The following is a 23361-nucleotide window of genomic DNA, read 5'->3' as shown; positions in this document are numbered from 1 at the left end:
CCGGCACTTCACCACGCGCCTTCTATACTTCATAAAACACCCCGTTTTATGCGTTTATCTGAGGGCAGCCATGTTCACCCACCGTTTGGTTTTTCCTTCCAGCGTGCTTCGCGGACGCGGAGCGATTAAACATTTAGGCGCAATGTGCGGACGTCTCGGCCAGCGGACGTTATTGGTCGGCGGTAAACGGGCAATTGCCAGCGTGGAAGCCAAAGTCGCCGATCAGCTCGAACAACAGATGGTCAGTTATCTCGGCAGTGAAATCTTCAACGGCGAATGTTGCCAGCAGGAAATCAACCGGCTGGCGGACGTTTTCCGCACACAGGGCGTTGAAGTGATTATCGCCACCGGCGGCGGAAAGGCGCTGGATACTGCCAAAGCGGCGGGCGTCGCCTGCAATATTCCGGTCGTCACGTTGCCGAGCATCGCGGGCACCTGCTCCGCCGTCACCTCGCTGGCGTTTCGTTATCATGAGGACGGTGAGTTCCGCGACATGGTTCCGCTTCCCTGCGGCCCGGCGGCAGCGGTGATCGACGCTGATTTGCTCGCAGCTTCTCCGCTGCCGTGGCTTTCGGCCGGTATCGGCGACACGCTGGCAAAATGGTACGAATACCGTGCCATCAGTGACCTGACCCGGCTCACCGGCCTTGCCGGTGTTGCGAGAACCAACAGTGAACTTTGCTATACGCTCATCGAACACTTCGCCGCCGACGCCTGCTTCGCGGTGCAGGACGGCAAAGCCAACAACGCGCTCGAACAGGTTCTCGATGCGATTTTCCTCTACGCCGGACTGACGTCCATTATGAGCAACGGCGCACACACCGGCGCATCCCACGCGTTATACGAAGGTTTCACCGCCTGCGCTAAAACCCGCCACGTCGCCCACGGTCTGCTGGTAGGCTACGGGAATCTGTGCCTGCTGGCACTCGAAGGCCGCAGCGATGAAGAGCTGCAAACCGCCTTAGCCCTGGCGCGTGCCAGCGCGATCCCGACGCAGCTTTCACATATCGCGCAGGGCCTGACGGAGCAGGATCTGGCAGTGATTATCGACCGGAGTCTGAGTACGCCGGATATGGCGAACATGCCGGGGGATGTCTGTTTCGCAGATGTGAGGGGGGCGATTGAGAGAGTTGAAGGGCTCGCCGCCCAAACGGGTCTTGGTTTTAAATAACCGAAACTTTCTCAGTCCGCCGACAGCCCCCGCTGCAAGTGAGAAACCGAAATCGTCTCGAACGGCTATTGAAACCACCTCCAGGTCGCAACTGTTATACCTGATTATCACAATACTGTTCCTGTTATACCCACTCCCCTTCATGGTTAAATCCCCTTTCATCATCTGCTATAAAAATAGGTCCTCTCATGTTGGGTTTAGATGCCTTCGAACTGGCGCGTATACAGTTCGCTTTCACCGTTTCTTTCCATATAATTTTCCCCGCCATCACCATCGGGCTGGCCAGTTTTCTGGCGGTGCTTGAAGGGATGTGGCTTAAAACCAAAAAAGAGGAATATCGCGACCTCTATCATTTCTGGTCAAAAATCTTTGCCGTGAATTTCGGCATGGGCGTGGTTTCCGGGCTGGTGATGGCGTATCAGTTCGGGACTAACTGGAGCTTTTTCTCATCATTTGCAGGCAGCATTACCGGCCCCCTGCTGACTTACGAAGTATTGACCGCCTTCTTCCTTGAAGCGGGTTTTCTGGGCGTGATGCTGTTCGGCTGGAACCGTGTCGGCCCCGGTCTGCACTTTTTCGCCACCTGTATGGTCGCGCTCGGCACGCTGATGTCCACTTTCTGGATCCTCGCGTCTAACAGCTGGATGCAGACGCCGCAGGGGTTTGAGATCGTCAACAATCAGGTGGTGCCGGTGGACTGGCTGAAAGTCATTTTCAACCCGTCGTTTCCCTACCGTTTGCTGCATATGACCACCGCCGCATTCCTGTCATCGGCGTTTTTCGTCGGCGCGTCTGCCGCCTGGCATCTGCTTAAAGGGCGCAATACCCCGGCGATGCGCACCATGCTGTCGATGGCAATGTGGATGGCGCTGATCGTTTCTCCGGTTCAGGCGCTGATTGGCGACGCACACGGGCTGAACACGCTGAAATATCAGCCCGCGAAAATCGCGGCAATTGAAGGCCACTGGGAGAATAAAAACAGCGAGCCGTCGCCGCTGATTCTGTTTGGGTATCCGGATAAGGAACGCGAGGAAACGCGTTATTCGCTGGAGATCCCCTATCTCGGCAGCCTGATCCTCACGCACAGCCTGACGCAGCAAATCCCGGCGCTGAAATCATTCCCGAAAGAAGACCGCCCTGACCCGACCATCGTTTTCTACAGTTTCCGCATTATGGCCGGGCTCGGCATGCTGATGATCGTGCTGGGATTGTGGAGCCTCTGGCTGCGCTGGCGCGGTAATCTTTATGAAAACAGAGCGTTTTTGCGGTTTGCATTACTGATGGGGCCGTCTGGTCTGATTGCCCTGCTGGCGGGCTGGTTTACCACTGAAATTGGCCGCCAGCCGTGGGTGGTTTATGGTCTGCTGCGCACGAAAGACGCCGTTTCCAGCCACGGCGAGATGCAGATGAGCATCAGCCTGCTGCTGTTCGTGGTGATTTATTCCTCGGTGTTTGGCGTCGGTTATCTCTACATGATGAAGCTTATCCGCAAAGGGCCGCAGCCGCATGAGGGTCAGAGTCAGGATCACGGCGGACCGGGGCAACATCGCACACCGGCGCGTCCGCTGTCGGCTATTAAAGAACCGCTGAACGACGAAGGAGTCTGAAAATGGGTATCGAACTTCCGCTGATTTGGTTTTTGATCATCGTCTTTGGCGTGATGATGTACGTGGTGATGGACGGCTTTGATCTGGGCATCGGCCTGTTGTTCCCGCTGGTGAAAGCAGAGCATGAGCGCGATGTGATGATGAACACCGTGGCGCCTGTCTGGGACGGTAACGAAACCTGGCTGGTACTCGGCGGTGCGGCGCTGTTTGGCGCGTTTCCTCTGGCGTATTCCGTGGTGCTCGACGCGCTGACTATTCCGCTCACATTAATGCTGTTCGGCCTGATTTTCCGCGGCGTGGCCTTTGAATTTCGCTTCAAAGCCAGTGCGGCAAAGCGCCACGTCTGGGACAAATCGTTTATCGCCGGTTCAGTGCTGGCAACGTTTTGTCAGGGCGTGGTGCTCGGCGCGGTCGTCGGCGGCATTCCGGTGGCTAACCGCGCCTATGCTGGTGGCGCGCTGGACTGGCTGACGCCGTTCAATCTGTTCTGCGGCTTCGGGCTGGTCGTGACCTACGCCCTGCTCGGCTGTACGTGGCTGATTATGAAAACCGAAGGTCGCTTGCAGGAAAGCATGCACCGCTGCGCAAAACCGCTGCTTTTCACCTTTCTGACCGTGCTGGTGATCATCAGTGTCTGGACGCCGCTGACGCACGCCGCCATCGCCACGCGCTGGTTCAGTGTGCCGAATCTGTTCTGGTTCCTGCCGGTTCCGGTGCTGGTGTTACTGGTGGCGTTCTGGATGTTGCGCGCGGTAAACCGTCAGGCACACCACTCGCCGTTCCTGCTGACGCTGGTGCTGATTTTCCTCGGATATACCGGCCTTGGGATCAGCATCTGGCCGAACATTATTCCCCCGTCCGTCTCCCTCTGGGAGGCGTCCGCTCCGCCGCAAAGTCAGGGATTCATGCTGGTCGGCGCGCTGTTTATTATCCCGATTATTCTGGTTTATACCTTCTGGAGCTATTACGTGTTCAGAGGGAAAGTAACGCCGGAACAGGGCTATCACTGAGATGCGGAGGAGTAAATGAAGAAGCTCATCAGGGAAATGGATGATGAAACCGTTATCCGTCAGCCTTTCTGGAAACGCGTCGGCTGGATGGCGACTATCTGGCTGGGCAGCGTACTGGCGCTGTTTGTTGTCGCCTCGGTGTTTAAATTGCTGATGGCCGCGGCGGGAATGCGCACGCACTGATTTATTGACGTTTATTAACACCAAACAAAAAACCTCCGTCAAATTTGGCGGAGGTTTTCTTTATTGCAGATAACGACAGCCAGTCAGCGCAGCAGGTTATCGAGACGATCGTCGTCGATGCCGTCCGGCTCAAGGTGCGCCGTCACATCGGCAAACTTGAACAATTTGCCCACCGCCATTTCGGCCGCGTCGCCGATATCGTGCCCGATATCCACGCTCAGGTTGCCGTCAACTTCCACATGGAACTCCACAAAAACGCGGTCGCCGCCGTTACGGGTGCGGATATCATGCACGCCTTTTACGCCGGTCACGCTCAGCACAGCTTCTTTGACGCGTTTACGGTCATCGGCGCTCAGCTCCCGGTCCAGCAACTGCGTCAGCGCATCCGCCGCCATGCCGCGTGCATTCCAGATCATATAGAAAGAAATCAGCAATGCGCCGATGGAGTCAGAACGCGTCCAGCCAAAATAGCGTTCGAAAATCAGCGCCAGCAGCACGGCGATATTCACCGCAACGTCGGTGATGTAATGCGCGCGATCAGCGGCAATCGCCGTGGAACCGGTGCGCTTCACCACGTACGTTTGCATCAGCACCAGGCCGGTCGCCGCCACACAGCTGATGATAATGACCCAGATCCCCAGCCCGAGTTGCGCCAGCGGCGCCGGGTTAATAATGCGTCCGATGGATTCCCCGCCGAGCACCAGCCCGGCCGCACCCAGCAACAACGCCTGAACAAAAGCGGCGACGGCTTCGGCTTTGCCGTGCCCGTAACGGTGCCCTTTGTCGGCAGGACGCAGCGCGTAACGCACGCCAATTAACGTCACCATGGACGCCAGCACATCGACCAGCCCGTCTGCTGCCGACGTCAGCAAAGCAATAGAGCCCGTCGCCACCCACGCCCAGACTTTGATGCACACCAGCACCAGCGCCACGCAGACAGAAACCAGAGAAGCGATACGCGTCAGCCCTTTATAGGAAGGGGCCGGGCGACTCATGAATGGCTCCGGACAAGCCGGTTTTTTTGAGAATTATTCACAGGAATTCCTGAAGCAGAGGATCAACTAAATTTGATAAATACAAATACCAGTCCGGCATTATAACCCATTTTCATTTTTTAAGACCTTCCCTATGGTTTGGATCTTCGTGCCCTGACTAAGGTTTATTGACCTATATTTACTTGCATTTACATCAATACAATCTAGCTTAAAACAAGATTTCTTTGTTCCGGCGCGCGGTCGCCGATAACCAGAAGAGCACTATGACAAACTATAACAATGCAAAACCTTCCGCGTCAGATGACGCACGTTCCGAACAGTCAGAACTCGACTCCAGCCAGGTGAAATCAGGAGAAGGCCACACTCAGGACAATAAATCTTCCCATAACGACGCCGGAGAACCGGACGAGAAACGCAAAGGCCCCGGCAAAAAGCCGCTGATTATTCTCGGTATTGTTGTAGTTGTCATGCTGGTCGTGGCGCTGGTCTGGTGGCTGATGACTAAAGATCAGATCAGCACCGACGATGCCTTTACCGAAGGCGACGCCGTGACCATCGCGCCGAAAATCGCCGGTTATGTCACTAATCTGGCGGTGAAAGATAACCAGTTTGTACATAAAGGCGATCTGCTGGTCGAAATCGATCCCCGTGATGCCACCGCGCAGCGCGATGCCGCGCAGGCGCAGCTTGGGCTGGCGGTTGCCCAACTGCATCAGGCGCAGGTTCAGTATGATCTGGCGAAAGTGCAGTATCCCGCGCAGCTGGCGCAGGCAAAGGCTCAGCAGACGCGTGCGGAAGCCAACTTACTTAACGCTACGGCAGATTTCCGTCGTCAGCGTGGTGTCGATCCGCGGGCGACCACGCAACAGAATATCGATACGTCCAACGCGCAGGTGCGTTCAGCCGCCGCAGACCTGGAAAATGCCAAAGCGCAGGTGCAGGTCGCCGCGCAGGTTCAGCTGAATATTCGTCAGGCCGAAACCAACGTTGAAGCCCGTCAGCAACAGGTTGAACAGGCCAAAGCGCAGCTCGAAAACGCCACACTGAATCTCTCGTATGCGCAGGTTCGCGCACCGTTCGACGGCTACGTCACCAAACGTAATGTGCAGCTCGGTACGCTGGTGCAGGCCGGTTCGTCGCTGTTCTCGGTGGTGTCGAAAGAGATCTGGATCGCCGCCAACTATAAAGAATCGCAGCTTGAGCGCATGCGTCCGGGCAATAAAGTTGAAATCACCGTTGATGCGTTCCCGGATATCAAACTTCATGGTCACGTCGACAGTATTCAGCAAGGCACCGGCTCGCGCTTCTCGGCCTTCCCGGCCGAAAATGCCACCGGTAACTATGTGAAAATTGTGCAGCGCGTTCCGGTCAAAATCGTCATCGACAGCGGCCTGGATGAAAATCATCATCTGCCGCTCGGCCTGTCTGTTGAACCGACGGTGACCGTCGAATGAATGAAGATCGCAGCTACTGGAAACCCAAGGCCAATCCGTGGGCAGTTGCCGCCGTCGTAACCATTGCGGTGTTCATGGAAATCCTGGACACCACCATCGTTAACGTGGCGCTGCCGCACGTCGCCGGTTCGCTGTCCTCCAGTTATGACGAATCGACCTGGGTTTTAACGTCATATCTGGTGGCCAACGGCATTGTGTTGCCGATTTCCGCGTTCCTCAGCCGCGTGATGGGCCGCAAAACCTACTTTCTGATCTGTATCGCGATGTTTACCGTTTGCTCTTTCCTGTGCGGTATCGCCACTGAGCTGTGGCAGATGATTTTGTTCCGCGTGTTGCAGGGGTTCTTCGGCGGCGGTTTACAGCCGATCCAGCAATCGGTGCTGCTGGATTATTTCAAGCCGGAAGATCGCGGCAAGGCGTTTGGCCTTTCATCGATTGCCATCATCGTGGCCCCGGTTGTCGGGCCGACGCTCGGCGGTTACATCACCGATAATTTCAGCTGGCGCTGGGTGTTTCTCATCAACATTCCGGTGGGGATTATCGCCCTGCTGGCGATTTATCAGTTGCTGGAAGATCCGCCGTGGGAGCGTAAAGCCAAAGGCAAACTCAGTATTGATTACATCGGTATCGGGCTGATTGCGCTCGGGCTGGGCTGTTTGCAGGTCATGATGGACCGCGGTGAGGACGACGACTGGTTTAAATCCGGCTTCATCGTCACCTTTGCGGTGCTGGCGGCAACCGGCATTGTCGGCGCGATTTACTGGCTGCTTTATGCCAAAAAACCGGTGGTCGATCTGCGCTGTATGAAGGATAAAAACTTCGCGGTCGCCGGTTTACTGATGGCCGGTATGGCGATGATTTTGTACGGCAGTTCGGTGGTGATTCCGCAGCTGGCGCAACAGCAGTTAGGCTATACCGCCACGCTCTCCGGGCTGGTGATGTCGCCCGGCGCGGTGCTGATTGTGTTGTCGATCCCGCTGGTGCTGAAACTGATGCCGATTGTGCAGACGCGTTACATCATTGCTTTCGGCTTCTTCCTGCTCGCCGCGTCGTTTATCTATTCTGCCACGCTGACGCCGGACGTCGATTTCACAACGCTGGTGATGTACCGCAGCGCGCAGTCGATCGGGCTGGGCTTCCTGTTTGTGCCGCTGACGACCATCGCGTTCATCACTATTCCGCAGCGGATGAACGCCGACGCCGCCGCGCTGTTTACCATGTTCCGTAACGTCGCAGGCTCGATCGGGATTTCGCTGGCAACGGCCGGTGTGACCGAACGAACGCAGGCACACAGCGCACACATGGCGCACAACATGTCGCCGCTGAATGAACAGTTTAATCAGGCCGTCAGCAAAAGTGCCGCCGCGATCCGCGATTTCGCCCACGTCGCCGGCGACCCGATGCAGCTCGCCACCGTGAAGATGTATCAGGAAATGATCTCGCAATCGCGCATCCTGGCTTACATCGATGTGTTCGGCTATTGCGCCATCGTCGCTGTTATTTTGATCCCATTTTGTTTCCTGCTTTCGCCGGTTAAGAGCGAAGGTAATGCCGGAGCACATTAAGTTGAATACGACCCGGAAGTTAAATAAGACCACGCTGTTTACCGTTTCGGCTCTCACGCTGGCGCTGGCGGGCTGCTCAGTGGGCCCTGATTACCAGAAACCGAACCCGGTCACGCCGGGCGCTTATAACGACATGACGAAGCCGAAAGACGCCGACGGCGCCTCTATCGCCCTGCCGTCAGAGCCGAATCCGTTATGGTGGAAAGCGTTTAACGACCCGCAGCTCGACAGCCTGATCACCCGTGCGATTGCCGGGAATATCTCCCTGCAACAGGCGGTGCTGCGCATTGCCGGTGCCCGCGAACAGGTCAAACAGGCAGAAGGCGCCTGGCTGCCGTCGGTTCAGGGCAGCGCGAAAGCCACGCGTCAGCAGCTTGGCCTGAAGGGCATTCTGGATTCCAGCGGGGCTTCACAGCAGCTGAACGATCTCAGCCCGGAAGCGTCCAGCGCCATTGATACGGCGACACGCCCGGTCAATCTGTATCAGGGAAGTTTCGATGCCAGCTGGGAGCTGGATCTATTTGGCGGCACGCGGCGTCAGGTTGAGGCCGCGAATGCGCAGACGCAGTCTTCCGTCGAACAGCGTAACGATGCGCTGGTGTCGCTGGAAGCCGAAGTCGCCCGCACGTATCTGCAACTCCGCGGTGCGCAAAGCGTGACGGCGGCGATTCAGACGCAAATCGATGTGGCGCAGCAGACGCTGGATCTCACGCAAAACCGCCAGAAGAACGGCCTTTCGCCACAGCTGGATGTCGAAAATGCCCGCGCACAGCTGGGTTCATTGCGCGCCCAGTTGCCGCAGTATCAGGCGCAGGAGCGTCAGGCGATGAACGGGCTGGCGGTTCTGCTCGGCCAGACGCCGGGCTCGCTGGATGCCGAACTGACCGCACCAAAACCGATGCCTGCCCTGCCCGCCGCCGTCCCGGTTGGCGTCCCGTCGCAGCTGGCGCGTCGTCGCCCGGACGTGCGCAAAGCCGAAGCCGATCTTCACGCGGCGACGGCCAATATCGGCGTCTCCGTCGCGCAGATGTTCCCGAGTATTTCCCTCACCGGTCAGTTCGGGATGCGTAACACTGACGTCAGTTATCTCGACAACTGGAGCAGCCATTTCTACTCCTTTGGCCCGCAGGTCACGCTGCCGATCTTCCAGGGCGGACGTCTGGTTTCCAGCGTGCATCTTTCCCGTGCGCAGCAGGCCAATGCCGCGCTGAATTATCGCCAGACGGTGCTGACCGCGCTTCAGGACGTCGATAATGCGCTGGTGAATTACCGCACGGATCAGGATCAGGTGAACGGATTAGACCAGACGACCGAAGCGTTACAGACGGCGTTTGATCTCGCCAGCGACAGTTACCGTCAGGGACTTTCGACGTTCATCAACGTGCTCGACGCCCAGCGCCAGCTCGCGCAGGCGCATCAGCAATCCGCCGAAGCGAAGGTGAAAACCAGCACCGATCTGGTGTCACTGTACAAAGCCCTCGGCGGCGGCTGGGAGCCCTACCAGAACGTCGATTTACCGACCTACACCGTGTTTGGTCCGGCGGCAACGACGGATGTGAAAGTCAAAACGACGTCGGGGATAACGCCGTAAAGGCGGTTTAATGTGACGAGATAAAATCCGAAGGCGTGACCGGGGCAGGTAAAGAAAAATTCTGCCTCATTCGCTCAACTTCGTTTACCGGCGTCAGCCCGAATAAACGTTTAAATTCGCGGCTGAACTGAGAAACGCTTTCGTAACCCACCTGCACACCCGCTGCTGAAGCCGTCAGATTATTGCGTAACATCAGTAATCTGGCCTGATGCAGACGGGTGGATTTCAGATACTGTATCGGCGACGTATCGGTAATGCTTTTGAAATGACTGTGGAAAGTCGGCAGGCTCATTCCCGCCTCTTTCGCCAGCGCATTCACATCCAGATGCGTAGCGTATTCTGTATGCAACTTTCGCAGCGCCTTCATCACTTTGCCGAACTGCCCCTGCATCCTCAGCGCACTGCGCAGCGCGCCGCCCTGCACACCGGTCATCACGCGATAATACAGTTCACGCAGCATCGCTTTTCCCAGAATTTCTGCATCCTGCGGGCACGCCATTATCTGTAAAAAACGCAATACGGACGCGCGCATAGCTTCATCCATCGGGCTGGACACCATACTTTTTGGCGATTCCACCGGCTGATACGGATATGCTTCCAGCTGCAACAAAATATCTGCCGCCAGGCTGAAATCGAGCCGCATGTAAATCGCCAGCATCGGCTCATCTTCACTGGCATCGGTTTCCATGGTAAACGGCACGGGCACCGCAACCATCAGATAATGCTGCGCATCATACAAATAGACATCATTCCCGAGAAATCCCCGTTTTCTTCCCTGCACCACAATCACAATTCCCGGCTCATATAAAACCGGCGTGCGCATCAGCGGGCGGTTCGAACGCAGAAAACGCACGTCGGGCAGAGACGTGAGATTGTAGCCCTCCCGCGGCGTCAGCTTATCGAGAAGCGCAACCATCTGACACGTGGTTGCGGATAATGGGATTGTCATGTTTCCCCCGGAGGTGAACAGAAAAGTCACAACAGTGTGGCAGCGGGCGATATTCCCGTCCAGACGTCTCATAGGATCAGGCAAACATTCGAGAGGATCCGGGCTACGGATTTAACGCCCTGCGCCCTACTCTGGTTTCCCGTTACTGAGGAGCATTTTATGAGCCATTCAAAACTCTTTTTTATTACCGGCGTCAGCAGCGGCTTTGGCCGTGCGCTGGCAGAAGAAGCGCTGAAAGCCGGTCACCGTGTCGCTGGGACTTTGCGTAACCAGCAGGCCAAAGAAGAATTCGACGCGATTGCCCCCGGGCGAAGCTTTGGACATATCCACGACGTGACTGATTTTGCCGGCATTTCGGCGCTGGCGGAGGCCATTGAAAGCGAAACCGGCCCTGTCGATATCCTCGTCAATAATGCCGGATACGGACATGAAGGAATTATGGAAGAATCGCCGCTCAGCGAGGCGTTACACCAGTTTGACGTTAACGTGTTTGGCGCGGTGGCCGTAATCAAAGCGTTTCTGCCTTACTTTCGTGCCCGCCGCCGCGGCCATATTCTCAATATCACGTCCATGGGCGGCTTTATTACGATGCCGGGGATCAGCTATTACTGCGGCAGTAAGTTTGCATTACAGGGGATTTCCGAGACGCTGACCAAAGAGCTGAAACCTTTTAATATTGCCGTCACCGCCATTCAGCCGGGATCTTTTCGTACCGACTGGGCGGGACGTTCAATGGTGCGTTCACCTCGAAGCATTCCGGATTATGACGACACTTTCGGCCCGATCCGCGACACACGTGAAAAACGCAGCGGCCATCAGCCCGGCGATCCGCTGAAAGCCGCTGCGGCCATTTTGTCGCTGATTGACAGCCCCGCGCCACCGGCCTCATTGCTGCTGGGCAGCGATGCTGTCACGTATGTGAGGGAAAAACTGCTACAGATGAATGCGGATATTGATGCGTGGGAAACGCTCAGTCGCTCAACCGATGGCTGAAAAACCTTTTTCAGAATTCCCGATAAACGCATTTCCATCAGACTGCGCTATTCTGTTCAGACATTGAAAACAATCCTGCCTGCGGGCGGGATTTTCGTCTGAATAACAATCGGGTAAAAAATGAACGACATTTCTAACGAAGATAAAAAACCCAGCTGCGATTCAGTAATCAACAGCGTTGCCTACCGTGACGGCAAGCGGTTGCAGGATGTCACCGTCGAAGACATCAGCGAAGTGCTGAAAGAGCCGGACACCTTTGTGTGGCTCGGTTTGTGGCAGCCGGAAGATGCGTACATGCGCAGTATTCAGGAGGAATTCGGGCTGCATGACCTGGCGATTGAAGATGCGCTGACCGCCCATCAGCGGCCGAAAATCGAGCAGTACGGCGAGTCGCTGTTTATTGTCACGCACACCGCACAAAAGGTGAATGAAACGATCGAGTACGGCGAAACGCATCTGTTTCTCGGCAAAAATTTCCTGATCACCATCCGCCACGGCGCGTCGTCAAGCTACAAACAAATCCGCAAACACGCCGAAGAACGCCCGGACATGATGAGCAAGGGACCGGCTTACGCGCTGTATTGCGTGCTCGATTCCATCGTTGATAACTATCTGGAAATTCTGCACCGCTACACCGAAGAGTTCGACGCCATCGAAAAGCTGATGTTCCAGAACACGTTTAACCAGCAAGCCGTGCAGCAGGTGTATAAACTGCGCCGCGATCTGCTCTCGCTGCGCAACGCCGCCGTGCCGATGGAGGATATCTGTAACCAGCTCAGCCACCATTATGAAGAACTGATGCCGAAAAGCCTGCGTGCCTATGTGCGTGACGTGCAGGATCACGCGAATCAGGTGATCCGTACCACTGACGATATGCGCGAAATGCTCTCGAACGCCATGCACGTGAATCTGGCGCTGGTGTCGGTGCATCAGAATGAAGTGGTGCAACGTCTCGCGGGCTGGGGGGCAATTCTGGCGATCCCGACCGTGGTATTCAGCCTGTACGGCATGAACTTTAAAAACATGCCGGAGCTGGACGACTGGTGGGGATATCCGGTCACGCTGGGTGTCACGATCGCCGGTTGTGCATGGTTATACTGGAAACTCAAAAAATCGGGCTGGCTCTGATATTATCACCTGAAGCCACACGTTAATTAACATGCGAATAACAGAAGCCGCTGTTATTCGCTCTCTTTAATTATCCTGACAAATTTACCGCAGACTTATTCTATTTCTCCTTCCCTCTGCGTGTTATTTCCTTATATACTCGTTCGCATCTTTCCTTTACGGAAATAACCTTAATATGTCAGTGCGTTCCGCGATTTCACAGTTTATGCATTTACTGCGCTTGCCCGGCAAGCGGATCAGTGCGTTGCTGTTCGCCTTGTGCTGGCTGCTGTTGAATTCTCAGCTGGCCCTCGCCAGCCATCAGTGCGACATGCGCCCGCCGGTAGAAAACACCACGATGTCGCACAATGAATATATGCAAATGCCTGATTCACCTGAGCATATGCAAAGTCAGTCAGTGCTGTGTGAAAAGCACTGCGTACCGGAAAGAACCCAGACAGACAACGGAAATGTGCCCATTTTAGCGCTTCCGGTTGTCCCGGCACTCGCCGTCATTACCCTCGATGCCAGCGTGGCGGTCACCACCGCCGACTGGGTGGCTCCACAAGTCACAGCCCCCCCTGCTGAAGTTCAGTTCTGCCGATACCGGGAATAGCCCCTGCTGTCAGAGGATGCATCTCCTTGCATCTGAATAATCTTATTTATCTGCCGTAATAACGGCGTTTATCTGATATGACAGTATTGGAGTTATTACCATGCGTACAATTTTAAATAGTTTTGTCTTTAGTCTTTTCTTTATTTCCGCTTATTCCTTTGCAGAAACGATGCAAATGGATGGCCACACTATGGCGATGGAAAACGTTCAGACCTATGAATCTGAAGGTGTGATCACGCAATGGGAATCCGACCGCGTGGGAATTTCTCATCACGCCATTCCTGCCCTTAAATGGCCCGCCATGACCATGAATTTCCGGTTACCACCGGAAATCGCCGCGAACTCCCTGCCCGCCGGTACGCCGGTGGCGTTCAGCTTTGTCAAAACGGACACGGCTTATCAGTTGCAGACACTGACACCGCTGAAACGCTAACCGGGAGAAACACCATGTTGAATTTACCGCGTCACCCTTGGGTGACGTGGCACTGGCTGCTGGCTTTTATGCCGGTCAGCGCCTTTGCCACTCCCGTTTCTCTTCCGCAGGCGCTGGTGGCCGCGCAGGGATATTCGGCTGAGCTTTCTGCCAGCCGCCATCAGATTAACGCGCTGGAAAACCGGGCGGATTCCGCCATGCAATTGCCGGATCCGAAGCTGAAATTCGGGATTGAAAACCTGCCCGTCGGCGGCAGTAACGACCAGCGTTTCACCCGCGAAGGCATGACCATGGAGCGGATTGGCATCATGCAGGATTACGTGAGCAGCAGTAAGCGCGAGCGTAAGGCCGGTACATTGCGCGCCGAATCCCGGCAGGCGGCGGCGAACGGCCAGAGCATTCGTGCTCAGCTACAGCGCGATACAGCGCAGGCCTGGATGGAACTGGCCATTGGCAATGAAACCGTAAAGCAGCTGAAGGCGCTGGTGGATGAAAGTCAGCGGCAAATTGGCGTGCAGCGCGGCGGCGTCAGCAGTGGCAGCGCCTTGCCTGCGTCGGTGCTCGACGCACGTCTGACGCTCCTCAGCATGCAGGACAAACTCACCGAAGCCGGACGCGACGTGCAGCTGGCACGCACCCGGCTGAGCCAGCTGACCGGCATCGATCAGCCCGAAATTCTCGGTGCCATTCCGCCGGTCAGCGAACTGCCCGCCGAAGCCACGCAGGCCGACAGCATCAGCCAGCATCCTGAAATTCTCCAGGCGCGGCGCGAGGCGGAAGTGGCGCAGGCAAAATCGTCAGAATCAGCGATTGCCGCACTGCCGGATATCGGCGTTGAAGTCTATTACGGTCGCCGCGCCGACAATTATGACGACCTCGCGGGCGTGATGGTCACCGTTGATTTGCCGCTGTTTACCGCATCACGTCAGGACAAAGATCACGCCGCCGATCAGTCGATGGCTATGGAAAGTAATGACCGGCTGGCGCAGCTCATCCGCACGCATCAGACGCAACTGACCACGCTGCTCGCGCAATATCAGGCGGCCAATACCCTGTGGCAGCGGCAGAAAAATGATGTTGTTCCGCTGCAACAACAACGCGTCAGCGTGATTCAGGCGCAATACCGCGCCGGAAAAAGCAGCCTGAATGACGTACTGGAAGCCCGCCGCAGCCTGCTCGACAGCCAGATTACCCAGCGGAATGCCGAACTGGACGTCGCCCGCTATTGGGTCGCCCTGCGCTATCTGGCACCTCAGGAGAAAAACTGATGACTACCGTTAAAACTTACGGCCTGCTGGCGCTTTGCGTCGTGGCCGCGCTGGCCGTGGGTTACCAGGCCGGACGTTATAATCCACCTGCTGAATCAAAAACGGCGACTGCGCCTGCCGGACGAAAAGTGTTGTACTGGTACGACCCGATGACGCCGGATCAGCGTTTTGATAAACCGGGCAAATCGCCGTTTATGGATATGGATCTGATGCCCCGTTACGCCGACGAAGTGGCCGACGACGGCGGCGTTACGGTCAGCGCCCGTCAGCAGCAGAATCTCGGAATGCGCAGCGCGAAAGTTGAGCGCCGCGTCATTTCCTCCCCGCTGAATGTTTACGGCACGGTCACAGCCGACGAACGCAGCCTGCGCACGGTGGCAGCCCGCGCAGGCGGTCTGGTGGAAAAACTCTACGTTGCCGCCAGCCAGCAACAGGTGAAAAAAGGTCAGAAACTGGCGACGTTGTGGATCCCCGACTGGACCGCCGCGCAGCAGGAATATCTGGCGGTGCGTCAGCTCGGTGACCGCAGCCTGAGCGCCGCCGCCCGCCAGCGTCTGGCACTGCAATTTATGCCGGAGGATATTCTCAGACGTATCGATAAAACCGGCCAGCCACAGACGCGCATTGACGTCGTGGCACCGGAAGACGGTTATCTCAGCCAGCTGAGTGTGCGCGAAGGCGCGCAGGTGGCCGCCGCGCAGCCGTTGTTTGAGCTGACCAGCCTGAAACAGGTGTGGATTGTGATGGATTATCCGCCGTCCGCCGCCGGGCAGGTTCAGGTCGGCAGCCGGGTCAGCGGCAACAGCGACAGCCAGCCGGGCGACGTATTTCGCGGCGTGGTCAGTGAATTACTGCCCGACGCCGACGCCGTCAACCGCACGCTGAAAGCCCGCGTGGTGATTGATAATCCGCAGCAAAAGCTGCGCCCCGGCATGTATCTCACCCTGACGCTGAATGCACCGGCACAAACGCCGGTGCTTGCAATCCCGCAGGAAGCGCTGATTCAGACCGGCACCCGCAATACCGTGTTGCTCGACGACGGCAACGGGCATTTCACGCCGCAGACGGTCACCGCAGGGGCAACGCGCGACGGCTGGACGCAAATCCTTTCCGGCCTCAGCGAAGGTCAATCTGTCGTGACCTCCGGCCAGTTCCTGATTGATTCAGAAGCCAGCCTGCGCAGCGCGCTCCCCGCCGCTGCCGGTGCTGAAACCACACCAGACGCCCATCAGCACGGGAGCCATTTATGATTGCCACCGTGATCCGCTGGTCGCTGCGCAACCGGCTTCTGGTGCTGCTCGCCGCCCTGATGATGGCGGGCTGGGGCATCTGGTCTTTACAAAAAGCTCCGCTCGACGCCCTGCCGGATCTCTCCGACGTACAGGTGATCGTGCGCGTCAGTTATCCGGGCAAAGCACCGCAAATCATTGAAGATCAGGTGACGTATCCGCTGACCACCACTTTGCTGTCGGTGCCCGGCGCGAAAACTGTGCGCGGCTTTTCGATGTTCGGCGATGCCTACGTTTATGTGCTGTTTGATGACGGCACTGAGCCGTACTGGGCGCGCTCCCGCGTACTGGAATACCTCAGCCAGGTGCAGTCCTCGCTGCCACCGGGTGCAAAAGCATCGCTGGGGCCAGATGCTACCGGCGTCGGCTGGATTTATGAATACGCGCTGGTCGATAAAACCGGTCAACACAGCCTGGAACAGCTGCGGGCGTTACAGGACTGGACGTTGCGTTACGACCTCAAAACGGTGCCCAACGTTTCTGAAGTTGCCAGCATCGGCGGCATGGTGCGACAGTATCAGGTGGTCGCCGACCCGCAGCGGATGCGCGCACGCGGCGTGACGCATCAGCAACTGGTCAGCGCCCTGCAAAGCGCTAATCAGGAAAGCAGCGGATCGCTTCTGGAAATGGGCGAAGCCGAATATATGGTGCGCACCTCCGGTTACCTGAAAAGTCTGGGCGATTTCAACAACGTGGTCGTGGCCGTTAACAGCGGAATTCCTGTGCTGCTTTCTGACGTCGCGACCGTGCGCACCGGCCCGGAACTGCGGCGCGGCGTAGCGGAACTCAACGGTGAAGGCGAAGTGGCGGGCGGCGTTATCGTCATGCGCTCGGGCAAAAATGCGCTGGAAACCCTGAAAGCGGTAAAAGTTCGCCTGAACGCCCTGGCCCGCACGCTGCCCGCCGGTGTGGAAATCGTGCCGGTGTATGACCGCCAGCCGCTGATCGAACACGCCGTCGAAACGCTGTCGCACAAACTGGTGGAAGAGTTCATCGTCGTGGCGGTGGTCTGCGCACTGTTTCTGTTCCACTTCCGCTCGGCGCTGGTGGCGATCATTACGCTGCCTCTCGGCATTCTCGGCGCGTTTATCGTCATGCATTATCAGGGCGTCAGCGCCAATATTATGTCGCTCGGCGGCATTGCGATTGCCATCGGTGCGATGGTGGACGCCGCAATCGTAATGATTGAAAACATGCACAAAGTGCTCGAACAATGGCGGCATGATCACCCCGGCCTGAAGCCGACATCCGCGGATTACTGGCAGGTTTCTGAACGGGCTGCCATCGAAGTCGGGCCTGCACTGTTTTGCAGTTTGCTGATCATCACGCTGTCGTTTATTCCGGTGTTTTCGCTCGAAGCGCAGGAAGGCCGGATGTTCTCGCCGCTGGCGTTTACCAAAACCTACGCCATGGCCGTTTCCGCCGGCCTTGGGATCACGCTGGTACCGGTGCTGATGGGCTATTTTATTCGCGGCAAAATCCCGGATGAAAATGCCAGCCCGATCAACCGCTGGCTCATCAGCGCTTACCAGCCGGTGCTTTCTGCGGTGCTGAAACGCCCGAAAACCACGCTGGTATGCAGCGGCCTGTTTTTGCTGGTATCGCTTTATCCGCTGTCAAAACTGGGCAGTGAATTTATGCCGCCGCTCGACGAAGGCGATTTGCTGTATATGCCGTCCACGCTGCCGGGGATTTCCGCCCGCGAAGCGTCGAGATTATTACAGCAAACCGACCGGCTGATCAAAACCGTGCCGGAAGTCGCCAGCGTGTTTGGCAAGGCCGGACGCGCCGACAGCGCCACCGACCCCGCGCCGCTGACCATGATTGAAACCACGATCCGCTTCAAACCGCGCGACCAGTGGCGGCCTGGCATGACGCCCGACAAACTGGTGACGGAGCTGGATAACGCGGTGAAATTACCGGGCATTGCCAACGTCTGGGTACCACCCATTCGCAACCGGCTGGACATGCTGGCGACCGGCATTAAAAGCCCGGTGGGAATTAAGGTGAACGGTAATAATATCGCGCAAATTGAGCAGGTGACGCAGCAAATCGAGCATATCGTGAAGCAGGTTCCCGGCGTGACGTCGGCGCTGGCCGAGCGTCTCGAGGGCGGACGCTACGTGGACATCGACATCAACCGGCGTGAAGCTGCGCGTTACGGTGTCACGGTTGCCGAATTGCAGTCACTGGTTTCAACGCTGGTCGGGGGCGAAAATATCGGTGAAACGCTGGAAGGCCGCGAACGGTATCCGATCAACCTGCGTTATCCGCGTGAACTGCGTGACAACGTGCAGGCGCTGCGTGATCTGCCGGTGCTGACCGCGTCCGGCGCCCAGGTGCCACTGTCAGCGCTGGCTTCGGTCAATGTCACCGACGGGCCGCCGATGCTGAAAAGTGAAAACGCGCGCTTGTCAGACTGGATTTATGTCGATTTGCGCGGACGTGACCTGAAATCTGCGGTGGAAGATATGCAGCAGGCGGTGAATCAGCAGGTGAAATTACCGGAAGGCGTCACCGTCAGCTGGTCGGGACAATTTGAGTATCTGGAACGTGCGACGGCAAAGCTGAAAATCGTCCTGCCGGTCACGCTTCTCATCATTTTTGTCCTGCTCTATGTCACCTTCAGCAGCGTGCGCGATGCGGCACTGATCATGGCGACGCTGCCGTTTGCGCTGACCGGCGGGATCTGGCTGCTGTATCTGCTTAATTACAATCTCTCCGTCGCCGCCGCCGTCGGCTTTATCGCGCTGGCCGGCGTCGCCGCTGAGTTCGGCGTAATTATGGTGCTGTATCTGAATCAGGCCGTGCAGCGCCAGCAAAAATCCGGCCAGTCGCTGACCGAGGAAGAACTCTGTGACGCTATCCACCACGGCGCGGTTCTGCGCGTCCGGCCAAAAGCCATGACAGTTGCGACGATTATGGCGGGATTACTGCCGATTATGTGGGGCGGCGGCACCGGTTCAGAGGTCATGCAACGTATCGCTGCGCCGATGATTGGGGGGATGCTGAGCGCACCCTTGCTGTCGATGCTGGTGATCCCGGCGGTGTATTTGCTGTTGCATCGGAGGAGACGTGGGAAAACTTCGGTTTCTCACTTGCAGTGAGGTGCTAATAGCGGATCGGGAAAATTTCGGTTTTTCATGTGCAGTGCTCACCTGACGCACTGCGCCGAAACCGCCCAAAGGAGGAAAGTGCTTTTCCTCCTTTGGATTCCTCCTCGCTTTTTTACTTCGCGCTTCGCCCGCTGGCCATGTTTCAGTTACCTCTGTGACAGGCTGGAAATCTTGCCGCTGCGCGGTGCCTTCATTTCTGGATTGCAGCCTCAGGCCTGCAACCTCTCATTCAGCAAGCTTTCTGAAACGCCCGCAGGATCTTAAATTCAAAAAAACGATGATTTTAGTCTTTTAGAAAAGTTGATTGGCGTGCTCAAAATTCAGCTGAACGGAGCGGCTTCGAGACCTATGGCTCGAAGACCGAGAGAAGGCAGTGCGAAGCACCTGGATTTGCGCCAATCACCAATGTGCCGGAACATGTCCATCGTCCCGGCGATAGCGCGCAGTGAGGAAGCGTGGGAGTCCAGAGGGCGCGCGCTTACGCGTCCTCTGGGCCAGTTTGGGCGGCGAGCCCAAGGTGTTGAATTTGAATTCGAATTCGAATTTGAAGTTGAAGTTAAAACGGCAAGTGGGACCGTAATCCCACCCCGGTCACTCCTCTAACGGAGCAGCCCTCTCCGCCGGTTTTTCCAAAATCATCGTCTGAGTCTGACTGAGACTGATCCCCGCTGCACGCAGCATTTTGAGGATTTCATACAACAAATCACTCCGCGTCCCGCTCACAATGCGCGGGCTGCTCACGTAGCCGGTCACGCTCAGGATGATGCCGGTCGGTCCCAGTTCTTTAAAGCTGACGGACGCCGCAGGCGTATCGAGGATTTGTTCGTGCGCGTTGTAAGCGTCGAGCAGCAAACTGCGTACCTGTTCCGGGTCGATGTCGAGCGGGAATGTCAGCGCGATGGTCGCCACGCCCTGCGCGTTACCCATAGTGGCGTTACGCACGTTCTGAGAAATCAGCTGGGAGTTCGGCACAATCACGGTGGATTTATCGCTGAGCTGGATTTCAGTCGCACGGACGTTGATCCGGCGGATATCCCCTTCCACGCCGCTGATGCTGATTAAGTCGCCTACCTTCACCGGACGCTCGGTCAGCAGGATCAGGCCGGAGATAAAGTTCTTCACAATCTCCTGCAAGCCAAAACCGATACCGACCGACAAGGCGCTCACGATCCACGCCAGTTTGTTCCATTCGATACCCAGTGACGACAGCGTCAGCAGGATGATCAGTACGTAACCGACGTTGGTAAACAGCGTCACCAGAGAGGCGCGCATCCCGCGATCCATCATGGTTTTCGGCAGGAAATCATTATCCAGCCAGCGACGTGCGGAACGCAGGACGTACCAGCCGATCACCAGACACAGCACCGCGTTTACCGCGTGCGCCGGAATAATGTTGACCCCTTCGAGACCTTTACCGCCCCAGATATCGACAATTTTCGCCAGCAATTCCAGCGGTGTCGTGGAGCCGAACGTCCCGTTGAGCAGTGCAACGGCGGCAAACAACAGCAGCGCAGTTTTCCCGATGGCCGAGAACAGCGTGGCCGCCAGCGACAGATGGCGGTCATTGACGCTCAGGGTGCTTTTGATGATTTTGCCGCTGTGCGTACCCGGCGCGAACAGGCTTTCGAAGAAATCCACCACGAAGTGGATCAGCAGATACAGGCAGCTCAGCACCAGCCCGATCCACAGCAGTTCGAAGGTGACGAAACGCGCCAGCGGGATATAACCAATCAGCAGCGCGAGCATGATAACGACAGCAGTAATGCTGATCACCAGATGGATCAACCCGGCCAGTGTGGAGCGGGCCTCGGTTTGCTCGCCGTCGGCTTTCATTTTGCGACGCATTCTGTTGACGCGAACCGGCGCAATCAGGCAGTTCAGCGCCACCAGTAACGCAGCCAGACCGTTACCGAATAACGTTGCGGCAACGCTGGCACCGACCAGGTTATTCAGTTGCTCGATAATGCCGAACAGGAAAATAAAGGTCGCCAGCAGCACCGGAAACGAGGCCAGCGTTTTGGCCAGCGGATCGGCAATGCCCGGCAAGCGCCAGGACGGATGGTTGTTCGACAGCAGCGCAATCCCCAGCCCGGCAATCAGCGCGGAGAAGTACGTCAGCTCGACCAGCTGTTCGGCGAACTCATTCACCCACGCGGAGGTATCCGGCAGACGGGTAAAGATGTAGCCGATGAGCTGAACGCTGAAACCCAGCGTGAGGGTGGTGCTCAGCGTGGTGAAACAGGCGAGGAAACTGCGGCGGAAGCGGCCCTGCGGCAACCAGCGCGGCAGGATCCAGTTAATCGGTTTATCCAGCACGCGGCGGCCGAAAATGCCCAGTACCAGTGCCAGCAGGAGATAAATGCCCGAGCCGGCGCGCCATTCCGGGCTCCACGCCTGCGTCCAGGCATCGCTCACCTGCGAGCCAAAATCGCTGAAGCGTGCAGAATCGTCATCGTTAGGCTTGAACAACGGTGCCCAGAAATTCCCGCCCAGAATGCTGCCGGTGTTCAGGGCAATCTGGGTTTTCAGCGCGTCACGGCGCAGCCCGGAAATCTGTGAAGACAGGTTCCGCGCGCCCACGCCAATGGCTTTGGTCTGTTCAATCTGCGTGGTGAGAAGGGTTTTGCTGTTGTTGAGTTTATTACGCTGGCTGATCACCTGAGGCGTTTCGGTCAGCGTACCTGGCGCAGGCGCGGGGCCAAGGACATCGAGCTGTGCCTGAACCTGCGTCAGATCGGGCGCGAGCGCCGCCGCCAGTTTATCGGCGTCTTCGGCCAGTGCCTGCGCGGCATCGGTCAGGCCGGTGAATTTTTTATCTGTTTTCGCCGAAGAGACCTGCTGTTTCAGCTGATCCAGACGTTTTTGCAACGCCGGCAGCGCGGTGCTGGCGTTAATTTTGACCGGCTGTTCGGCGGCAGATTGACCGGTGCTGTCATCGGCCTGACTCAGCGCAGGCGTTAACAGCAGACATGACAACAATGCCAGTAACAAAAACGGCACTCTAAACATTTTTTGCATAGAAGGATGGTTCCGGGAGCTCGTTATTTTTTACGAAACAAAAGTGTTTTAGATGAACGGCGTAAGAATACCCTTTCCTGTTAAGAAGAATAGTAGGGATTGTCTGTTTATGTTGCCGTCAGGCCGCGCCGGGCTGCACGTTCAGACGCGCAGCCCGGCGGGAAATTCAGGGTTTCGCACCCAGCATCTGTCGCAAGATTGCCGCCGAGTCTGCCGGTTGCAGTGCAAGAATACCGGAATACAGGCTGATGGAAATCTCGCAAACTTTCTCGCGATCGACGTCCGGCTGGGTCAGGTCGCTGAACATCTGCAACTGCTCGCCGTACATGTTGCCCAGCGCCTCACGCACCGGTGCCATCATGGCGATCACGCGTTCAGTGCTGACCGCTGCGGGTTGTTCAGTCTGCCCGCTGCCGGTCGCCAGAAGCAGGTCATTCATGGTATTGAGATCTTTTTGGAACAGCTCCGGCGGCAGAACCTGCGCGGTATTAATACCACCGCTGACCTGCGGATACAGGAACTTAAAGCAGCTGCCGTCCTTGCGCGCCTGCAAGGTTTGCATCTCTTCCAGATTCACCTGCATCGCCTCGTTCACGTTGGCATCCGGCGCATGGCTGATGCGCTGTGTCAGCAACACGGAGACCATCGGTTTCACCGTATTAATGGCGTCCTGCTGCGATTTACCTTCCTTGCGAAGCTTGAGAATATTGCTGCGAATCTGCGCATAGAGCGCCGGTTCCTGCGCTTTTATCGTGGTGTAAAGCGGCAGTTCAGCCAGCGCCTGATCGACCTTTTGCTCTTCACTGTTGCTGACAAGATGCGGCTTTACGACCGCGCTCCACAGCAGATTGCCACCGATAAACAGCACCAGAAACACGATCACCGCAGGCACACGGCTCAGCACGCCTTTTTTATGCAGCAGGCCGATCAGTAAGCCTGTTACGACGGCACTGACGCCCCACACCACCCCTTCAGTCCAGTTCATTCCTGTTCCTT

18 protein-coding genes are annotated in these 23361 nt (G+C 56.9%); 14 read left to right on the top strand and 4 right to left on the bottom strand.

Annotated features, from left to right (window positions below; genetic code table 11):
- The first annotated feature begins 70 nt into the window (after positions 1-70).
- From J8X26_RS10110 to J8X26_RS10095, 4 genes are all read left to right on the top strand, one after another.
- Positions 71-1171, top strand: coding sequence for an iron-containing alcohol dehydrogenase family protein (locus J8X26_RS10110; RefSeq protein ID WP_208950825.1), 1101 nt, complete (start codon positions 71-73; stop codon positions 1169-1171).
- A gap of 188 nt (positions 1172-1359) precedes the next feature.
- On the top strand, positions 1360-2778 hold the full coding sequence (locus J8X26_RS10105) for a cytochrome ubiquinol oxidase subunit I (protein WP_208950824.1): 1419 nt from the start codon (positions 1360-1362) through the stop codon (positions 2776-2778).
- Positions 2779-2780: 2 nt separating this feature from the next.
- Complete coding sequence (cydB, locus tag J8X26_RS10100; RefSeq protein WP_208950823.1) at positions 2781-3788, top strand: cytochrome d ubiquinol oxidase subunit II; 1008 nt, start codon at positions 2781-2783, stop codon at positions 3786-3788.
- 36 nt (positions 3789-3824) lie between these two features.
- Positions 3825-3971, top strand: a complete 147-nt coding sequence (locus J8X26_RS10095; RefSeq protein WP_152326361.1) for a DUF2474 domain-containing protein — start codon at positions 3825-3827, stop codon at positions 3969-3971.
- An 83-nt stretch (positions 3972-4054) separates the two neighbouring features.
- Here the strand turns inward: J8X26_RS10095 and J8X26_RS10090 are convergent, their stop codons facing one another.
- Positions 4055-4966, bottom strand: a complete 912-nt coding sequence (locus J8X26_RS10090; RefSeq protein WP_152326058.1) for a cation diffusion facilitator family transporter — start codon at positions 4964-4966, stop codon at positions 4055-4057.
- 263 nt (positions 4967-5229) lie between these two features.
- On the opposite strand from J8X26_RS10090, the gene J8X26_RS10085 reads away from it, so the two are divergent.
- The 3 genes from J8X26_RS10085 to J8X26_RS10075 are packed head-to-tail and all read left to right on the top strand — an operon-like array spanning position 5230 to position 9576.
- On the top strand, positions 5230-6420 hold the full coding sequence (locus J8X26_RS10085) for an HlyD family secretion protein (RefSeq protein ID WP_208950822.1): 1191 nt from the start codon (positions 5230-5232) through the stop codon (positions 6418-6420).
- Positions 6417-7985 carry a DHA2 family efflux MFS transporter permease subunit gene (locus tag J8X26_RS10080; RefSeq protein WP_165057298.1) on the top strand — a complete coding sequence of 523 codons (1569 nt, stop codon included), beginning with the start codon at positions 6417-6419 and terminating at the stop codon, positions 7983-7985. Before J8X26_RS10085 ends, J8X26_RS10080 begins: the two co-directional genes overlap by 4 nt.
- Positions 7969-9576 (top strand): efflux transporter outer membrane subunit, encoded by a 1608-nt coding sequence (locus J8X26_RS10075; protein ID WP_152326055.1) that lies wholly within the window; start codon positions 7969-7971, stop codon positions 9574-9576. Before J8X26_RS10080 ends, J8X26_RS10075 begins: the two co-directional genes overlap by 17 nt.
- Positions 9577-9583: 7 nt before the next feature.
- Here J8X26_RS10075 and J8X26_RS10070 read toward each other — a convergent pair whose 3' ends face one another.
- Entirely contained in the window at positions 9584-10525 is a 942-nt protein-coding gene (locus J8X26_RS10070) for an AraC family transcriptional regulator (protein ID WP_244370471.1), read from the bottom strand.
- A 159-nt stretch (positions 10526-10684) separates the two neighbouring features.
- On the opposite strand from J8X26_RS10070, the gene J8X26_RS10065 reads away from it, so the two are divergent.
- The 7 genes from J8X26_RS10065 to J8X26_RS10035 all read left to right on the top strand — a co-directional run bounded on the left by J8X26_RS10065 (position 10685) and on the right by J8X26_RS10035 (position 19338).
- On the top strand, positions 10685-11518 hold the full coding sequence (locus tag J8X26_RS10065) for an oxidoreductase (RefSeq protein ID WP_208950821.1): 834 nt from the start codon (positions 10685-10687) through the stop codon (positions 11516-11518).
- Positions 11519-11638: 120 nt separating this feature from the next.
- Positions 11639-12646: a magnesium/cobalt transporter CorA gene (gene corA / locus J8X26_RS10060; protein ID WP_152326052.1), complete on the top strand. Its 1008-nt coding sequence runs from the start codon at positions 11639-11641 to the stop codon at positions 12644-12646.
- Between the two features lie 175 nt (positions 12647-12821).
- Positions 12822-13241 carry a hypothetical protein gene (locus J8X26_RS10055; protein WP_208950820.1) on the top strand — a complete coding sequence of 140 codons (420 nt, stop codon included), beginning with the start codon at positions 12822-12824 and terminating at the stop codon, positions 13239-13241.
- 175 nt (positions 13242-13416) lie between these two features.
- Entirely contained in the window at positions 13417-13674 is a 258-nt protein-coding gene (locus J8X26_RS10050; RefSeq protein WP_244370469.1) for a copper-binding protein, read from the top strand.
- Positions 13675-13688: 14 nt separating this feature from the next.
- Complete coding sequence (locus tag J8X26_RS10045; RefSeq protein ID WP_152326050.1) at positions 13689-14942, top strand: TolC family protein; 1254 nt, start codon at positions 13689-13691, stop codon at positions 14940-14942.
- Complete coding sequence (locus J8X26_RS10040) at positions 14942-16192, top strand: efflux RND transporter periplasmic adaptor subunit (protein ID WP_208950818.1); 1251 nt, start codon at positions 14942-14944, stop codon at positions 16190-16192. The genes J8X26_RS10045 and J8X26_RS10040 overlap by 1 nt, the downstream gene beginning before the upstream one ends.
- The gene (locus J8X26_RS10035) at positions 16189-19338 is read left to right on the top strand and encodes an efflux RND transporter permease subunit (RefSeq protein WP_208950817.1); all 3150 of its coding nucleotides are present in this window, start codon (positions 16189-16191) and stop codon (positions 19336-19338) included. Before J8X26_RS10040 ends, J8X26_RS10035 begins: the two co-directional genes overlap by 4 nt.
- Positions 19339-19938: 600 nt before the next feature.
- On the opposite strand, the gene J8X26_RS10030 is transcribed toward J8X26_RS10035, so the two are convergent.
- Both J8X26_RS10030 and J8X26_RS10025 read right to left on the bottom strand, forming a co-directional pair.
- On the bottom strand, positions 19939-22365 hold the full coding sequence (locus J8X26_RS10030; RefSeq protein WP_208950816.1) for a DUF3772 domain-containing protein: 2427 nt from the start codon (positions 22363-22365) through the stop codon (positions 19939-19941).
- Between the two features lie 166 nt (positions 22366-22531).
- Entirely contained in the window at positions 22532-23350 is an 819-nt protein-coding gene (locus J8X26_RS10025) for a hypothetical protein (protein ID WP_208950815.1), read from the bottom strand.
- Positions 23351-23361: the final 11 nt, after the last annotated feature.

It is taken from the genome of Rahnella sp. ChDrAdgB13 (assembly GCF_017655185.1).
In the GTDB taxonomy this organism is placed as follows: Bacteria; Pseudomonadota; Gammaproteobacteria; order Enterobacterales; family Enterobacteriaceae; genus Rahnella; species Rahnella contaminans.
Note: the sequence above shows the minus strand (reverse complement) of the source record. Positions and strands in the feature narration are given on the sequence as shown.

What these genes read in the sequence shown, in the direction of transcription:
- J8X26_RS10110 (WP_208950825.1), top strand. Translation starts at nt 71, where the DNA reads ATGTTCACCCACCGTTTGGTTTTTCCTTCCAGCGTGCTTCGCGGACGC.
- J8X26_RS10105 (WP_208950824.1), top strand. Translation starts at nt 1,360, where the DNA reads ATGTTGGGTTTAGATGCCTTCGAACTGGCGCGTATACAGTTCGCTTTC.
- cydB (WP_208950823.1), top strand. Translation starts at nt 2,781, where the DNA reads ATGGGTATCGAACTTCCGCTGATTTGGTTTTTGATCATCGTCTTTGGC.
- J8X26_RS10095 (WP_152326361.1), top strand. Translation starts at nt 3,825, where the DNA reads ATGGATGATGAAACCGTTATCCGTCAGCCTTTCTGGAAACGCGTCGGC.
- J8X26_RS10090 (WP_152326058.1), bottom strand. Translation starts at nt 4,966, where the DNA reads ATGAGTCGCCCGGCCCCTTCCTATAAAGGGCTGACGCGTATCGCTTCT.
- J8X26_RS10085 (WP_208950822.1), top strand. Translation starts at nt 5,230, where the DNA reads ATGACAAACTATAACAATGCAAAACCTTCCGCGTCAGATGACGCACGT.
- J8X26_RS10080 (WP_165057298.1), top strand. Translation starts at nt 6,417, where the DNA reads ATGAATGAAGATCGCAGCTACTGGAAACCCAAGGCCAATCCGTGGGCA.
- J8X26_RS10075 (WP_152326055.1), top strand. Translation starts at nt 7,969, where the DNA reads ATGCCGGAGCACATTAAGTTGAATACGACCCGGAAGTTAAATAAGACC.
- J8X26_RS10070 (WP_244370471.1), bottom strand. Translation starts at nt 10,525, where the DNA reads ATGACAATCCCATTATCCGCAACCACGTGTCAGATGGTTGCGCTTCTC.
- J8X26_RS10065 (WP_208950821.1), top strand. Translation starts at nt 10,685, where the DNA reads ATGAGCCATTCAAAACTCTTTTTTATTACCGGCGTCAGCAGCGGCTTT.
- corA (WP_152326052.1), top strand. Translation starts at nt 11,639, where the DNA reads ATGAACGACATTTCTAACGAAGATAAAAAACCCAGCTGCGATTCAGTA.
- J8X26_RS10055 (WP_208950820.1), top strand. Translation starts at nt 12,822, where the DNA reads ATGTCAGTGCGTTCCGCGATTTCACAGTTTATGCATTTACTGCGCTTG.
- J8X26_RS10050 (WP_244370469.1), top strand. Translation starts at nt 13,417, where the DNA reads ATGGATGGCCACACTATGGCGATGGAAAACGTTCAGACCTATGAATCT.
- J8X26_RS10045 (WP_152326050.1), top strand. Translation starts at nt 13,689, where the DNA reads ATGTTGAATTTACCGCGTCACCCTTGGGTGACGTGGCACTGGCTGCTG.
- J8X26_RS10040 (WP_208950818.1), top strand. Translation starts at nt 14,942, where the DNA reads ATGACTACCGTTAAAACTTACGGCCTGCTGGCGCTTTGCGTCGTGGCC.
- J8X26_RS10035 (WP_208950817.1), top strand. Translation starts at nt 16,189, where the DNA reads ATGATTGCCACCGTGATCCGCTGGTCGCTGCGCAACCGGCTTCTGGTG.
- J8X26_RS10030 (WP_208950816.1), bottom strand. Translation starts at nt 22,365, where the DNA reads ATGCAAAAAATGTTTAGAGTGCCGTTTTTGTTACTGGCATTGTTGTCA.
- J8X26_RS10025 (WP_208950815.1), bottom strand. Translation starts at nt 23,350, where the DNA reads ATGAACTGGACTGAAGGGGTGGTGTGGGGCGTCAGTGCCGTCGTAACA.